This window comes from Agrobacterium sp. ST15.13.015, from assembly GCF_027871645.1.
GTDB lineage: Bacteria > Pseudomonadota > Alphaproteobacteria > Rhizobiales > Rhizobiaceae > Agrobacterium > Agrobacterium leguminum.
In genome coordinates this window covers 23121-37103 of sequence record NZ_JAQAHF010000027.1, presented here as the reverse complement: position 1 = coordinate 37103, position 13983 = coordinate 23121, and the positions used below count along the sequence as shown (strand labels likewise).

General features: G+C 60.7%; 15 protein-coding genes. 11 read left to right on the top strand and 4 right to left on the bottom strand.

Annotation, left to right across the window (positions count from 1 at the left end; genetic code table 11):
• Nucleotides 1-34: 34 nt before the first annotated feature.
• The 5 genes from PIB16_RS25505 (at nt 35) to PIB16_RS25485 (ending at nt 5779) form a co-directional block, all read left to right on the top strand.
• Entirely contained in the window at nt 35-1033 is a 999-nt protein-coding gene (locus tag PIB16_RS25505) for an ABC transporter ATP-binding protein (protein WP_271046598.1), read from the top strand.
• A complete protein-coding gene (locus PIB16_RS25500; RefSeq protein ID WP_216332016.1) occupies nt 1030-1806 on the top strand; it encodes an L-iditol 2-dehydrogenase in 777 nt (258 codons plus the stop codon). The genes PIB16_RS25505 and PIB16_RS25500 overlap by 4 nt, the downstream gene beginning before the upstream one ends.
• Nucleotides 1807-1867: 61 nt before the next feature.
• The gene (locus tag PIB16_RS25495) at nt 1868-3352 is read left to right on the top strand and encodes a mannitol dehydrogenase family protein (RefSeq protein ID WP_174046316.1); all 1485 of its coding nucleotides are present in this window, start codon (nt 1868-1870) and stop codon (nt 3350-3352) included.
• Between the two features lie 7 nt (nt 3353-3359).
• A complete protein-coding gene (locus PIB16_RS25490; protein WP_174046318.1) occupies nt 3360-4070 on the top strand; it encodes an HAD family hydrolase in 711 nt (236 codons plus the stop codon).
• A gap of 134 nt (nt 4071-4204) precedes the next feature.
• Complete coding sequence (locus tag PIB16_RS25485; RefSeq protein ID WP_174046436.1) at nt 4205-5779, top strand: FGGY-family carbohydrate kinase; 1575 nt, start codon at nt 4205-4207, stop codon at nt 5777-5779.
• A gap of 213 nt (nt 5780-5992) precedes the next feature.
• On the opposite strand, the gene PIB16_RS25480 is transcribed toward PIB16_RS25485, so the two are convergent.
• Nucleotides 5993-6826, bottom strand: a complete 834-nt coding sequence (locus tag PIB16_RS25480; protein ID WP_078052242.1) for a MurR/RpiR family transcriptional regulator — start codon at nt 6824-6826, stop codon at nt 5993-5995.
• A 298-nt stretch (nt 6827-7124) separates the two neighbouring features.
• On the opposite strand from PIB16_RS25480, the gene PIB16_RS25475 reads away from it, so the two are divergent.
• Entirely contained in the window at nt 7125-7862 is a 738-nt protein-coding gene (locus tag PIB16_RS25475) for a sulfate transporter family protein (protein WP_271046597.1), read from the top strand.
• On the opposite strand, the gene nth is transcribed toward PIB16_RS25475, so the two are convergent.
• The gene (gene nth, locus PIB16_RS25470; protein ID WP_080857887.1) at nt 7824-8606 is read right to left on the bottom strand and encodes an endonuclease III; all 783 of its coding nucleotides are present in this window, start codon (nt 8604-8606) and stop codon (nt 7824-7826) included. The genes PIB16_RS25475 and nth overlap by 39 nt on opposite strands.
• A 37-nt stretch (nt 8607-8643) precedes the next feature.
• On the opposite strand from nth, the gene PIB16_RS25465 reads away from it, so the two are divergent.
• The 4 genes from PIB16_RS25465 to PIB16_RS25450 all read left to right on the top strand — a co-directional run bounded on the left by PIB16_RS25465 (nt 8644) and on the right by PIB16_RS25450 (nt 10800).
• A complete protein-coding gene (locus PIB16_RS25465; RefSeq protein WP_003523126.1) occupies nt 8644-9126 on the top strand; it encodes a DUF2244 domain-containing protein in 483 nt (160 codons plus the stop codon).
• Between the two features lie 217 nt (nt 9127-9343).
• Nucleotides 9344-10216, top strand: a complete 873-nt coding sequence (locus tag PIB16_RS25460; protein WP_080857889.1) for a methylated-DNA--[protein]-cysteine S-methyltransferase — start codon at nt 9344-9346, stop codon at nt 10214-10216.
• Nucleotides 10217-10270: 54 nt separating this feature from the next.
• A complete protein-coding gene (locus PIB16_RS25455; RefSeq protein WP_035228253.1) occupies nt 10271-10507 on the top strand; it encodes a CopG family ribbon-helix-helix protein in 237 nt (78 codons plus the stop codon).
• 5 nt (nt 10508-10512) lie between these two features.
• Entirely contained in the window at nt 10513-10800 is a 288-nt protein-coding gene (locus PIB16_RS25450; RefSeq protein ID WP_059759532.1) for a type II toxin-antitoxin system RelE/ParE family toxin, read from the top strand.
• Here the strand turns inward: PIB16_RS25450 and PIB16_RS25445 are convergent.
• The gene (locus PIB16_RS25445; RefSeq protein WP_065656361.1) at nt 10797-11771 is read right to left on the bottom strand and encodes a sugar-binding transcriptional regulator; all 975 of its coding nucleotides are present in this window, start codon (nt 11769-11771) and stop codon (nt 10797-10799) included. The two genes, PIB16_RS25450 and PIB16_RS25445, sit on opposite strands and share 4 nt — an antisense overlap.
• Before the next feature lie 206 nt (nt 11772-11977).
• Here PIB16_RS25445 and tal point away from each other — a divergent pair, with 206 nt between their 5' ends.
• Nucleotides 11978-12943 carry a transaldolase gene (gene tal, locus PIB16_RS25440; protein ID WP_065656345.1) on the top strand — a complete coding sequence of 322 codons (966 nt, stop codon included), beginning with the start codon at nt 11978-11980 and terminating at the stop codon, nt 12941-12943.
• Between the two features lie 106 nt (nt 12944-13049).
• Here tal and PIB16_RS25435 read toward each other — a convergent pair whose 3' ends face one another.
• Nucleotides 13050-13823: an IclR family transcriptional regulator gene (locus PIB16_RS25435; protein ID WP_271046596.1), complete on the bottom strand. Its 774-nt coding sequence runs from the start codon at nt 13821-13823 to the stop codon at nt 13050-13052.
• Nucleotides 13824-13983: the final 160 nt, after the last annotated feature.

The following is a 13983-nucleotide window of genomic DNA, read 5'->3' as shown; positions in this document are numbered from 1 at the left end:
GACCTTTGGCGCCGTGAAATAAGGAACGACAAACATGGGCAGCATTTCCCTTCAGAACGTGTCCAAGCTCTTCGGTGAGGCAAAGGTCATCCCGTCGATCGATCTCGATATCAACGACGGCGAATTCGTCGTCTTCGTCGGCCCCTCCGGCTGCGGCAAGTCCACGCTGCTGCGCCTGATCGCCGGACTGGAAGATGTCTCCGGCGGCAAGATCGTCATCGACGGCAAGGATGTCACCGAAAAGGCCCCGGCCGAGCGCGGCCTTGCCATGGTGTTCCAGTCCTATGCGCTTTATCCGCATATGAGCGTCAGGAACAACATCGCCTTCCCGCTGAAGATGGCCAAGCTTGACAAGGCGATCATCGATAAAAAGGTGGAAGACGCCGCAAGGGTGCTGAACCTTACCGACTATCTCGAGCGCCGGCCCTCGCAGCTGTCAGGCGGCCAGCGCCAGCGTGTCGCCATCGGCCGCGCCATCGTACGCGAACCTTCCGCCTTCCTGTTCGACGAACCGCTTTCCAATCTCGATGCGGCGCTGCGCGGCACCATGCGGCTGGAAATCTCAGAGCTGCACAACACGCTGAAGACGACGATGATCTACGTCACCCACGACCAGGTGGAAGCGATGACCATGGCGGACAAGATCGTCGTGCTCAACCGCGGCAATATCGAGCAGGTTGGCTCGCCGATGGAGCTTTATCGTTCTCCCGCCAACCTCTTCGTCGCGGGCTTCATCGGCTCGCCGCGCATGAACCTCATCACCGGCGATTACGCCCGCCAAAAGGGCGCCACCACCGCCGGTGTGCGGCCGGAGCATCTGGTGCTGTCGAAGGAAAGCGGGCTCTGGCAGGGCAAGGTCACCGTCGCCGAACATCTCGGATCGGATACCTTCCTGCATCTCGAGGTGAACGGCATCGGGCCGATTACCGCCCGCACGGACGGCGAGTTCGAATGCAGGCATGGCGATACCGTCTTCATCACGCCCGATGAGACCAAGATCCACAGGTTCGATGAAAAGGGTGTGGCGATATGACGGGAAGACTGGAAGGTAAATCCGCGCTGATAACAGGTTCGGCGCGCGGCATCGGCCGTGCCTTTGCCGAAGCCTATATACGCGAGGGGGCAACCGTCGCCATTGCCGATATCGATTTCGAGCGCGCCAGCAAGACCGCCCGCGAGATTGGCGAGAATGCCTATGCCGTCGAACTCGATGTGACCAAGCAGCATTCCATCGACACCGCCATCCGCACCGTGGAAGGCCAGGCGGGCGGGCTCGATATCCTCATCAACAATGCCGCGCTGTTCGACCTCGCGCCGATTGTCGAGATCAAACGCGAGAGCTACGAAAGACTGTTTTCGATCAACGTGTCCGGCACGCTGTTCATGATGCAGGCCGCTGCAAAAACAATGATCGCTCGGGGAAAAGGCGGCAAGATCATCAACATGGCAAGCCAGGCGGGCCGGCGCGGCGAGGCCTTGGTGGCGGTTTATTGCGCCACCAAGGCCGCCGTCATCAGCCTCACCCAGTCGGCCGGGCTCGATCTCATCAGGCATGGCATCAACGTCAACGCGATCGCGCCGGGCGTGGTGGATGGCGAGCACTGGGACGGCGTGGATGCGCTGTTTGCGAAATATGAAAACCGCCCCGCCGGTGAAAAGAAGCGGCTGGTCGGGGAGGCAGTACCCTTCGGCCGCATGGGCCGTGCGGAAGACCTGACCGGCATGGCGATCTTCCTTGCCTCCGATGAGGCCGAATACATCGTCGCCCAGACCTATAATGTCGATGGCGGCAACTGGATGAGCTGAGTATCGGGCGCCTGCCGCCCGGCCTTGGCACGAACAACGTTTCCCCTTCGAGGATCGTGACATGACATGCAAACTCTCCCTCGCAACGCTTGACGACGCCAGAAAAACGGCGGCGGTTCCGGCCTATTCCCGGGCCGATCTTTCCGCCGGCATCGTGCATTTCGGCGTCGGCAATTTCCACCGCGCCCATCAGGCGGTTTATCTGGATGACCTCTTCAACACAGGTGCGGACCATGACTTCGCCATCATCGGCGCGGGCGTTCTGCCGTCCGATGCGGTGATGCGCGAAAAGCTTGCCGCGCAGGATTTCCTGACGACGGTGGTGGAGCAGGACAATAACCGCACCGGCGCGCGCGTCACCGGGCCGATGATCGACATTCTGAAGGTCGGCGACACGAAGGCCATCATCGACACGCTCGCCGATCCGAAAATCCGCATCGTTTCCATGACGATTACCGAGGGCGGTTATTTCATCGATGCTTCCGGTTCCTTCAACCCGCAGCATCCGGCCATTGCCGAGGATGGCAGAAACCCGGCTTCACCGAAAACCGTGTTCGGCCTCATCGTCGCCGGGCTGAAGGCGCGGCGGGACAAGGGGCTGCAACCCTTCACCGTCATGTCCTGCGACAACATTCCGCATAATGGCAAGGTCACGAAAAATGCCGTGGTCGGGCTGGCGGCCCTGTCCGATCCGGCCTTCGCCAATTGGATCGGCGAAAACGTCGCTTTCCCCAATTCCATGGTCGACCGCATTACGCCCGCGACAGGCGAGCGCGAACGCAATATCGCCCGCGACGATTTCGGCATCGAGGACAACTGGCCGGTCTTCTGCGAGGAGTTCAAGCAATGGGTTATGGAGGATAATTTCCCCGCCGGCCGCCCGGCGCTGGAAAAGGCGGGCGTGCAGTTCGTCAAGGATGTCGCGCCCTATGAGCACATGAAAATCCGCATTCTCAATGGCGGCCATGCGGCAATCGCCTATCCGGCGGCACTGCTCGACATTCATTTCGTGCATGAGGCGATGGAACATCCGCTGATCCGGGCATTTCTGGCAAAGCTTGAAAATGACGAGATCATTCCGGTCATTCCGCCGGTTCCCGATACCAATCTTGCCGATTATTTCGCGCTGATCGAGCGGCGTTTCCTAAATCCGAAGATCGGCGACACCATTCCGCGTCTGGCGCAGGACGGTTCCAACCGCCAGCCGAAATTCATCCTGCCCTCCACCGCCGACCGTCTGGCGCGCGGTGAGGATATCGTCGGCCTTTCGCTGGTTTCGGCGCTGTGGTGCCGTTATTTCCAGGGCACCTCCGACAGCGGCAAGGAAATCGCCTTCAACGACGCCAGCGCCGACCGGCTTCAGGCGGCTGCCATCAAGGCCAAGGACGATCCGATGGCCTTCCTCGCGCTTGAGGATATCTTCGGAACGGTTGCCGAATCGGAGCTTTTCCGTAAACGCTTTGCCCATGCATTGAAGACGCTGTGGCAAGAAGGCACGGCGAAGACGTTGCAGCTTTATCTGGATGACAAGCTGGCTGAAAAGTGACCATGAGATGGAAGACGAGACCGGCCCCCTTTTGATTTTCGATTGCGACGGCGTTCTCGTCGATAGCGAGCCGGTCTCCATCTCCGTCCTTCTCGATATGCTCTCCCATCTCGGCGTGACGATGGGGGAGGAAGAGGCCTATGAGCGCTTCCTCGGCCGCAGCGTCGCCAGCATGACGGCGACGCTGTTTGAGGATTACGGTGTCGAAACCGACATCGATTTTCTCGACCATATGCGGGCGACGCTGTTTGCGCGTTTCCGCACCGAGCTTCGGCCGATTGACGGCATTGGCGAAACGCTGGACAGGCTCCTGCCGCTGCGGCGCTGCGTCGCTTCCTCAAGCCAGCCGGAACGCATCCGTTATTCGCTGGGGCTGACCGGCCTGATCGACAAATTCGAACCGCATGTCTTCAGCGCCACCATGGTGAAGAACGGCAAACCGGCGCCCGATCTTTTCCTGCATGCGGCGCGCGAAATGGGCGTCGATCCGCGTTACTGCATCGTGATCGAGGACAGCCCGGCCGGCATTGCCGCCGCAAAGGCGGCCGGCATGGGCGTTTTTGCCTTTACCGGCGGTTCGCATGCGCGCTTTCCCGCATTCCGTGAAAAGATCGCCGGGCTTGGTGCGGATGCGGTGTTTGACGCCATGCCGGATTTGGTCCAACTTGTCGGCAGCTGGAGCATGTCTCCCAAAAGTGTGAGCGGTTTTGGGAAATAGACATGCGAAAAAACAAAAAAGCTTTAAGTGGGAAGGGCGGTTTTGACGGCCAAATGGAACGTGATGCGGGCTGAAGCAGATTTTGCCTGCCGCCGTCGCCGGGTCGTTGCGCAAGGGATGGAATTGCAGTCTTGATGCGTCAAAATCTCGTCGCTGTCGATGTCGGCACCGCCAGCGCCCGGGCCGGCATTTTCGATCCGGCCGGCCGGCTGCTTGCCCGCTCCACCCATCCGATCCTGATGCAGAGGCCGCAGGAAAACCACGCCGAACACGATTCCACCGACATATGGAAGGCGGTCTGCATCGTGGTGAGGGCGGCGCTTGCCGAGGCCGGTGTTTCGCCGCAAAGCATTGCCGCCATCGGTTTCGACGCCACCTGCTCGCTGGTCATCCGCGATGGGCGGGGTGAGCCGGTTTCGGTTTCCGTTACCGGGGAGGACCGGTTCGACACCATCGTCTGGCTCGATCACCGGGCGATAGGCGAGGCCGACCGGCTGACGGCATCCGGCCACCGGGTGCTGGATTTCGCCGGCAACAGCGTCTCGCCGGAAATGCAGATGCCGAAGCTGATGTGGCTGAAGACGCATATGGCGGCAAGCTGGTCGCGCATGTCCTTCGCTTTCGATCTGGCGGATTTCCTGACGTGGAAGGCGACCGGTTCAGCGCAGCGTTCAAATTGCACACAGACGGCGAAGTGGAATTTTCTGGCGCAGGAAAATCCCGGCTGGCAGGCGGATTACCTCGAATTGGCGGGCCTTGCCGATTTGAGAGAGCGGGCAGGGCTGCCGGACACCACGGTAATGCCGGGTGATAGCATCGGCCCGCTTTCGCCCGAAGCCGCCGCCGAACTGGGTCTCGATACCGGCTGCCAGGTGGCGGCGGGCATGATCGACGCCTATGCCGGCGCGCTCGGTGCGCTGGGCGGCTGCCTGTCTGCGGATGTGGGCCGGCATGTGGCGCTGATCGCCGGTACATCGAGCTGCCTTGTCGCCATGTCGGAGCGGCAGATGCCCGGCCACAGCCTCTGGGGGCCCTATTGGCAGGCGATCCTGCCGGGTCACTGGCTGGTGGAGGGCGGGCAATCGGCCACCGGCGCGCTGCTCGACCATATTGTACGCATGCACGCGGCTGGCGGTGAGCCGGATACGGCGCTGCATGCCCGCATCGTTGCGCGGGTAACGGAATTGCGCGCGCTTGAGGGCGAGGCCTTCGCCGAGCGGCTGCATGTGCTGCCGGACTTCCACGGCAACCGCTCGCCGCTTGCCGACCCGCATGCCGTCGGTGTCATCAGCGGACTGACTTTGGATACGTCTTTCGACAGTCTTTGCCGTCTTTATTGGCGCACGGCCGTCGCCATTGCGCTTGGCGCCCGCCATGTGCTCGATGCGATGGAGCGTTTCGGTTATGCTGTGGAAAGCCTGCACGTTACCGGCGGGCACGTGAAGAACCCGCTGCTGATGGAGCTTTATGCCGATGTGACGGGCAAGCGCATCGTCGTTCCCGCCACCGCCGATGCGGTGCTGCTCGGCACGGCGATGACGGCGTCGACGGCCGGCGGGGTGCATGCGAACCTTGCCGCAGCAGGGGCCGCCATGTATCCGGGCAATGCAGAAATATCAGGCAATCCGGCGCGTGGCCCCCGTTATGAGCGGGATTACCGCCGTTTTCTCGCCATGTACCGCCATCGTCAGGAACTGGAAAGCCTTTGACTTTCTAGAGTGTAATGACTGGCTTTAACGGCCGCCGCTCATTTCTTCTCCCCGCCGGGGAGAAGGTGGCCCGAAAGGCCGGATGAGGGGGAACGCCAGCGATAGAACGCACTCTAGCCCCTCCATCCCGCTGCCGCGACCTTCTCCCCGACGAGGAGAAAAAACGAGCGGTAACCACTCGATCCCTCGGCCCCGTATTGCCGCCAAACGCAATTAGCTGCGCAGCGAGCGTTTCAGGGCCGTGAGGTTCTTTGCCCTTGCCCTGCCGCTGTCATCGGCGCTGGCGCCAAGAGCACAAAGGGTAAATTCCAGCAGGGAGACCAGTTGCAGCAGGCCCTGGCCGCCATTCTGCGCCTGCGGCATGGCAAGGCAGAGATCGGCGCTTTCTGGTCCCCATTCATAAAAGCGTGTGGTGATCAGCAATGTCCTGTAGCCGCTCTTGCGCGCCATTGCCGACAGGCGTTGCAGGGGCGACAGGGCGCCGCCGCAATCCATGATGACGAGCAGCGTCTGCACGGGGTCGAAATCCCACAGGGCGACATAGGCCGCGCTGTCGCTGCCGAGATAATGGATATGGCCCCGGCTCTCCAGAAGCCGCCCGTAAAAATGCCGCCCGGCGTCGAGACCTTCCGGAGAGGTTGCCAGAAAAACATTGCCCGCCGTGGCGATCTCGTTCATGGCGACCCGCCAGATCGATTGGGTGGTCATGTCGAAAGCGGTCTGGATCGCCTGAATTTGCTGGGACAGAAGCTGTGAAAACGGGTTGGAATGGCGTTCGCCGCCCTCGGCCATGGCGGGTTGGTCGGCGCCGGCCGTTTCTTCGGCATGGCGCAGATCGGCGCGGATGTCACTGAATTGCCGGTATCCCAGCGAACGCAGGAAACGGCCGACCGTCATCGGACTGAGGCTGAGCTTGGCGGCGAGCGTCTGTGCCGTCTCGAACGGCAATTCGTCCAGATGTTCGATCAGATATTTGGCGATCTTGCGCTCTGAAGGGGTGCCTGCCTTCATGGCGCGCGTAAGGTTCAACAGCAGCTTTTCCACCAACGCCTCATTCTTTTATCTTTATTGAACGATGATGCATGCGCGCGCGCAAACGAGCGTGCGAACCGCAATTTGACGGTGGGGGATAGCTTTTCCGGCCTTGTCCTCCACCGGACCGGAATGCGAAATGTAATAGGTATATTATTATATTTTAGAGATACCTTTTATTCAAGAGAAATTCCATCTGCGGTTTAAATCCAGCCATTTGGCATATTTCCGCCCGTCTTGCAGAGCGGGCGGGCAGCGCTTATCTCTCGTCTGGTAAGTGTGTTTCAACGCGAAAGGCGTCGAGGAGTTCCGGATGATTTTTGATGCGGCGAGGCTTGCCTTCCACAATCTCTTTGCCGCCGAAACCCGGTCGGTCTTCTGGAAGGTTCTGGGGCTCACGCTTCTCGTGCTTGCCGCGCTGTGGTTCGCTATCCGCTCGATCTTCATTTATTTCGCCCTGCCGTGGGTGGATACGCTGATCCCCGGCGTGCCGGATTGGGCGGGCTGGTTGACCTTCGTTTTCGCCATTTTCGCCGGCATCGGGCTGGCGCTGGCGCTCGCGCTGCTCATTTCGCCGGTCACCGCCGTCATTGCCGGCCTGTTTCTCGACGATGTCGCCGAAGTGGTTGAGAAAAAGAGCTATCCGAACGATCCGCCGGGCAAGGCGATGCCGGTCGGCGAGGCCGTTCTGTCGTCAATCAAGTTCTTCGGTGTCGTTATTGCCGGCAACCTCGTCGCGCTGTTGCTGCTTCTGGTGCCGGGTATCAATCTCATCGCGTTTTTTCTGGTGAACGGCTATCTGCTCGGCCGGGAATTCTTCGAATTCGCGGCGATGCGTTTCCGCTCGCCCGCCGAAGCGAGGTTGTTCCGTTCCAAACACCGCACCACCGTTTTCATGGCCGGGCTGGTGATAGCGGCCTTCCTGGCGGTGCCGTTCCTCAACCTGTTGACGCCGCTTTTTGCCGCCTCGATGGTGGTGCATCTGCACAAGGCCGTCAGCCGGCGCGATCCCTCATTCGCTAGCGGCCGCACCGAACAGCTGCGCGGGTAATTCCACCAGCGGCGCTGGAATATCGAAGGTCTTTTCCGGTGATTTGCAGATATCGGCAATCACGCAGCGTTCGCATTCCGGCTTGCGCGCCTTGCAGCAATAACGCCCGTGCAGGATCAGCCAGTGATGGGCATGGAACAGATATTGTTCGGGAATGATGCGGATCAGCCGGTCTTCAACCTCGTCAGGGGTTTTGCCCGGCGCAAGACAGAGCCGGTTGGCAATGCGGAAGACGTGTGTATCCACCGCAAGCGTGGGCACGCCGAAGGCCATGGACATCACCACATTGGCCGTCTTGCGGCCCACACCCGGCAGCGTCACCAGCTCCTCGCGGGTTTTCGGCACCTCGCCGCCGAAATTGTCGATCAGCATCTGCGATAGGGCAATGACGTTTTTCGCCTTGTTGCGGTAAAGCCCGATGGTCTTGATATGGCCGATCAGTTCTTCCTCGCCGAGCGCCAGCATCTTTTCCGGCGTATCGGCCACCTTGAACAGTGCCCGGGTCGCCCGGTTCACGCCCACATCGGTCGCCTGCGCGGAAAGCGCCACGGCCACCAGCAGGGTGAAGGGATTGGTATGTTCCAGCTCGCCTTTCGGCTCCGGCCGCTGAATGGAAAAGCGCCGGAAGATCTCGGTGAGCTCGTCCTTGGAATAGGCCGTTTTCACCCGCGCCGGCTTGCGCGCGGATGCCGGATTTGACTTTTTCAATGTTTGGGTGCTGGATCGTTTTTTGGCGACTGTCATGGACTATCTATAGCCAGCCCGCCCTGAGGAAAGCAACGTGGATACGCTCAACGACCAGCCGATTTTCGCGGCGGAACTCGTTCCGCACCGTTCGCTTGGCAGAAGGGGTTTCCGGCTGCTCCTGCTTTTCTCCGGCCTGGCCTGCCTTGTCTATGGCGGCTTTTTCCTCGCCACCGGGGCATGGCCGGTCGGCCTGTTCTTCGGGCTGGATTTCCTGCTGCTTTATGCCGCCTTCCGCGCCAATTACCGGGCGGCGAAGGCGCGGGAAGAGGTCAGCGTCTCGCGCACCAGCCTGTCGATCCGCAAATTTTCTCCCGCCGGTCGGATGGTGGAGCATCGCTTCAATCCCTTCTGGGCGCGTTTCAGGGTGAGGCGGCATGACGAGATCGGCATCGTCTCCATGCATGTGACGGGTGAAGGCCGGGCAACCGACATCGGTTCGTTTCTCAATCCGGATGACCGGGAAAGTTTCGCGAAGGCGTTTGGCGGTGCGCTGGCGACTGTCAGGCGGCGGATGTAAGAGGATAATCCAGCTCTCCCTCCGTCATTCCGGCCCTGAGCCGGAATCCAGCCGACGCGCGTCCGCGCGGCGGAAAAGACTCCTTTCAGCCCAAGGACTTGGGCTGGCTGGATACCGGCTCGAGGCCGGTATGACGGTAGAAATGGAGCAGGGCGCAAGAAACGGGTGGAGACGAAGTCGCTTTAATGGTTTTCTCCTACCCGTTAGGAGATTTGCGATGAACGCCAATATTACGCTGAACGAAGACATCACCCCCATCGGATCGGATTACGACACGGTGCGCGGGGTTATCGAGCTTTTGACGCTGGATTATCGCGAGCAGCCCTCCCTCGAAGCCATTGCCGCAGAGCTCGGCCAGTCGCCGACGCAATTGCAGAAGACCTTCACCCGCTGGGCCGGCCTTTCGCCCAAGGCATTCCTGCAGGCCGTAACGCTCGATCATGCCAAGCGGCTGTTGCGCGAAGAGGATTTACCGCTGCTGGAAACTTCCATCGAGGTCGGTATGTCTGGCCCCGGACGCCTGCACGATCTGTTCGTCACCCATGAGGCCATGTCGCCCGGCGAATGGAAGGCCAAGGGCGGCGGGCTGACGATCCGTTACGGTTTCCACACCTCGCCCTTCGGGCTTGCGCTGGTCATGGTGACCGATCGTGGCCTTGCCGGCTGCGCCTTCGCCGATCCGGGCGAGGAAAGGGCCTGTTTCGAGGACATGGCCGGCCGCTGGCCGAATGCGGAATATTCCGAGGATCGCGAAGCGACGGCACCCTACGCCGCCCGCATCTTCGATCCATCCATGTGGTCGGCGGACAGGCCGCTGCGCGTCGTGCTGCTCGGCACGGATTTTCAGGTGCGGGTCTGGGAAAGCCTCCTGAAAATCCCGATGGGCCGCGCGGTTACCTATTCGCACATCGCCTGCGATATCGGCCAGCCCACAGCGTCGCGTGCGGTCGGTGCGGCGGTCGGCGCCAACCCGGTGTCCTTCGTCGTTCCCTGCCATCGCGCCGTCGGTAAAAGCGGGGCGCTGACGGGCTATCACTGGGGCCTGACCCGCAAGCGGGCGATGCTCGGCTGGGAAACGGGGAAGGTGTGAGGCGAGGCTTGGATTGTCTTTGCCGATCTGCCTGGGATCGGTTATTCTTGGCCCATGAAAAGCACGATTGAACTTCCCGACGATCTTAAACACCGGCTGGATATCTTGGCCGAGCGCTCGAACTCGACTCCAAGCCGCATCATAGAAGATGCGCTTTCTCATGGACGTTCTCTGGCATGGCAGGAGAAATGGACGAGCGGCGTGAGGGCAGGGTTGGCGGAGGCCGATGCCGGGGAGTTTGTTACTGAAGAAGAAATCAACGTCGTTCTGAATAAATATGCCAAGGCCTGAAACGCGTGCGGTTGGTTTGGACGCGGCGTTATCTCCGGGAGCTTGATGCTATAGGCGACTATATCGCCGAACGTAATCCGCGTGCGGCAGTAAAAGTCGTTAGGGCAATTCACCAGACGACGGCACGTCTTTTGTCCGATAATCCTCATTTAGGACGCAGTGGCGAAATCGAAGGGACTAGGGAGCTGGTTATTTCCGGCCTGCCCTATATCGTCGCCTATCGCGTGACGGAGCAACAGGTCGAAATCCTGTTCGTGCAACATGCCGCTCGCGAATGGCCCGACGAAGCCTAAACCAGCTCCATCAACGCTCTTGCCGCCGCCTCGTCTGTAATCAGCGTATTGCACCCGATCCGCTTGATCGTGGCGCGGATGGCGATGGCGCGGTGGGCGCCGCCGGAGGCCAGCACGATGTGTTTTGCCTTGCGCAGCGTGTCGAGATCGATTGCCATGGCGCGCTGGTTGATCGGGTGATCGACCGAGCGACCTTCGGCATCGATGAAATTGAACATGGTGTCGCAGACACAGCCGGCATCGATGAGTTCCTGCAGCGTCGCCTTGGAAATGAAACCCTCCGACAGCGAGGTCGAATGCGGGCCAATATCGCCGCAGGAGACGATGGCGAGATCGAGCGTTTCGGCGAGATCATAAAGCGTCGCGAGCCCGCATTTTTCGATCAGCGCCCGTTTTGTCTCGACGGAATCTACCAGAAGCGGCGCGAGAAACATGTAACATTCCGCCCCGAGCGCGCTCGCCAGCCGCCAGGTGTAATCCAACGGGTTGGTCTGGTGCACGGCGACGATACCGCCGAGCAGCGAGACGACCTTGCAGTTTTCCCGGCGCGGCGGGCGAAAGCTGGAAAGCGAGGCGGTCATGGTGCGGCCCCAGCCGACGCCGATGGTGGCCTCATTCGGCACCGCTTCTGAGAGGAATTGGCCGAGCGCCAGCCCGACGGCTTTGGCCGTGCCTTCGGCGTTCGCCTTATCCGGGGAAGGGATGATCACCGCCTCGTCCAGCCCGTAAGCCGCCTCCAGCCGGCCAGCCAGCTCGACGAAATCCTCAATGCCTTCGTTGATCCATATCTGCACTTCGGAGCGCTTCATCGCCTCGTCCAGAAGGCGGATGACGGTGGAGCGGCTGATGCCCAGTTTCTCGGCGACATCCTTCTGCGTCATGCCCTGATTATAATAGAGCCATGCGGCGCGCAGCCGCAGAGACGCCGCTTCCGAATAGGCCGTATGGGTTTCTCTTCTCAGTTTCGCCACGGTTTCCGCCATTCTTTATGAGCGACCGAGTATCGCAGGCGTGAAACTTATGTCAATTGCGATGCGCAAATGTCTTGACTTTCGACCGTGCCGCTTGCGATAGTCGGAGCCGGACAAACCGCGATTTCGGCCTTGGGCGCACCCCCGGTGCGGGAACGAAATGACGGCTGAGCAAGTTTTCAAGAGATCATGAAGGATCATCAGATATGACATCCAAACTCGAACAACTTCGCGCCATCACCACGGTCGTTGCCGATACCGGCGATATCGAGGCGGTTGCGCGCCTGAAGCCGGTGGATTGCACCACCAACCCCACCATCGTTCTCAAAGCGCTCGGCACACCGGCCTTTGCCGATGCGGTGAAGGAAGCCGTCGCATGGGGCAAGAAGCAGGGCGGCCAGTCTGACGCCGTGGTTGCCGCCGTTGCCGACCGTCTCGCCATTTCCGTGGGCGCAGCCCTTGCCGGCCTCGTTCCCGGCCGTGTGTCGACCGAAGTCGATGCCGACCTTTCCTTCGATACGCAAGCCTCCATCACCAAGGCGCGCCACATCATTGCCGCCTATAAGGAGCGCGGCATCGAGCGTGAACGCATCCTCATCAAGCTCGCCTCCACCTGGGAAGGTATCAAGGCTGCCGAGGTTCTCCAGTCCGAAGGCATCGATTGCAACCTGACCCTGCTGTTCTCCCAGGCACAGGCGATTGCCTGCGCCGAAGCCAAGGTCTTCCTCATCTCGCCCTTCGTCGGCCGTATTCTCGACTGGTACAAGAAGTCCACCGGTGAGACCTACACCGCCGAGACCGATCCGGGCGTCGTTTCGGTGCGCAGCATCTACAATTACTACAAGGCCAATGGCATCAGCACCGTCGTCATGGGCGCCTCCTTCCGCAATGTCGGCGAAATCGAAGCGCTGGCCGGTTGCGACCGCCTGACGATCAGCCCAGCGCTGCTGGAAGAGCTGGACAAGGACAGCGGCAAGCTGGAGCGCAAGCTTTCGCCCGACAATGTCAAGGCAGAGCCGCTGCAGTCGCTCGACGAGAAGGCATTCCGCTGGGCGCTCAACGAAGATGCGATGGCCACCGAGAAGCTCTCGGAAGGCATCCGCCTCTTCGCCAAGGATCTGGTGACGCTGCGCGAAATGGTCCGCAAGGAACTGACGCTGGCTGCGGCCTGATACAAAAAGGGGGAACCATCCACGTTCCCCCTGCGTTTAAGAGATATAAATCTCCAGTCACTCAAAACGCGATCGGGTCCCTGCCGGTCGCGTTTTTTTGTGCGTTTCAGAAATTTCCGTTTCCCGTCGCCACTTCGGAAATCCGCTTTGCCGCCTCGCGGATCAGCGCTTCACAGGCCTCGCGTGTCGGGGCCTTGCCGCCAAGCGGGGTAATATAGGGGCAGGTGACGACGGCAAACGCCGTGCCGTCCAGCGTCAGCACCGGTGCGGAAATATTGCGCACGCCGGCGGTCTGAAGGCTGTCCATGGATTCGAAACCGTTTTTGCGCACCTCCGCCAGCCGCCCGGCAAGGTCCGGCGGCACGGTTTCGCCGCTGCCGCGCACCTGTTCGGTTATCATGATCTGGCGCTGCGCTTCCGTCTGGAAAGCCAGAAGCACATGGCCGGAGCCGGTGTGGAACAGGCTCATCTGCGCGCCGACCCGCATGGACATTGCCCAATAGGTGGACGATTCCTGTTGGGCGATGACAACGACGCTGCCGCGATCATAAACCGCCAGATGACAGGCCTGCTCGGCGCTTGCCGAAAAATCGCGCATGACCGGTGCGGCGAAAGAAACCAGCCGGCGGATCGGCGCGTGGAAATGCGCCAACCCGAACATCTTCAGCGTCAATGAGAAGCGGTCTCCGTCAAGTCGCTGCACATAGCCGCGGCGCACCAGCCGGTCCAGCATGCGATAAAGCTCGTTCGGGCTTTTGCCGATAGACTTGGCGATCTCGATCTGCGTCAGCCCGCCATCGGTACGGGCCAGAAGTTCGAGAATGTCCAGACCCTTGTCGAGGGCGGGAGCGCGATATCTTTCGCTGTCGTCGTCGGTCATCTGGCCTCGATGGTGTTTTGCGCGGTCGCCGGGTGGGCAGCCTGAAAATATGGTTGCCCGATAGCCGACATCGACGCAAGTTTGCTTGACGCCACATGAATACCGCGTTTACATATGAATTGTCGATCCATATTTGAGATCATCGAAATTCAGCGGTCCG

Coding starts and splice junctions, on each gene's coding strand:
- PIB16_RS25505 (WP_271046598.1), top strand. CDS start 35: ATGGGCAGCATTTCCCTTCAGAACGTGTCCAAGCTCTTCGGTGAGGCA.
- PIB16_RS25500 (WP_216332016.1), top strand. CDS start 1,030: ATGACGGGAAGACTGGAAGGTAAATCCGCGCTGATAACAGGTTCGGCG.
- PIB16_RS25495 (WP_174046316.1), top strand. CDS start 1,868: ATGACATGCAAACTCTCCCTCGCAACGCTTGACGACGCCAGAAAAACG.
- PIB16_RS25490 (WP_174046318.1), top strand. CDS start 3,360: ATGGAAGACGAGACCGGCCCCCTTTTGATTTTCGATTGCGACGGCGTT.
- PIB16_RS25485 (WP_174046436.1), top strand. CDS start 4,205: ATGCGTCAAAATCTCGTCGCTGTCGATGTCGGCACCGCCAGCGCCCGG.
- PIB16_RS25475 (WP_271046597.1), top strand. CDS start 7,125: ATGATTTTTGATGCGGCGAGGCTTGCCTTCCACAATCTCTTTGCCGCC.
- nth (WP_080857887.1), bottom strand. CDS start 8,606: ATGACAGTCGCCAAAAAACGATCCAGCACCCAAACATTGAAAAAGTCA.
- PIB16_RS25460 (WP_080857889.1), top strand. CDS start 9,344: ATGAACGCCAATATTACGCTGAACGAAGACATCACCCCCATCGGATCG.
- PIB16_RS25455 (WP_035228253.1), top strand. CDS start 10,271: ATGAAAAGCACGATTGAACTTCCCGACGATCTTAAACACCGGCTGGAT.
- tal (WP_065656345.1), top strand. CDS start 11,978: ATGACATCCAAACTCGAACAACTTCGCGCCATCACCACGGTCGTTGCC.
- PIB16_RS25435 (WP_271046596.1), bottom strand. CDS start 13,823: ATGACCGACGACGACAGCGAAAGATATCGCGCTCCCGCCCTCGACAAG.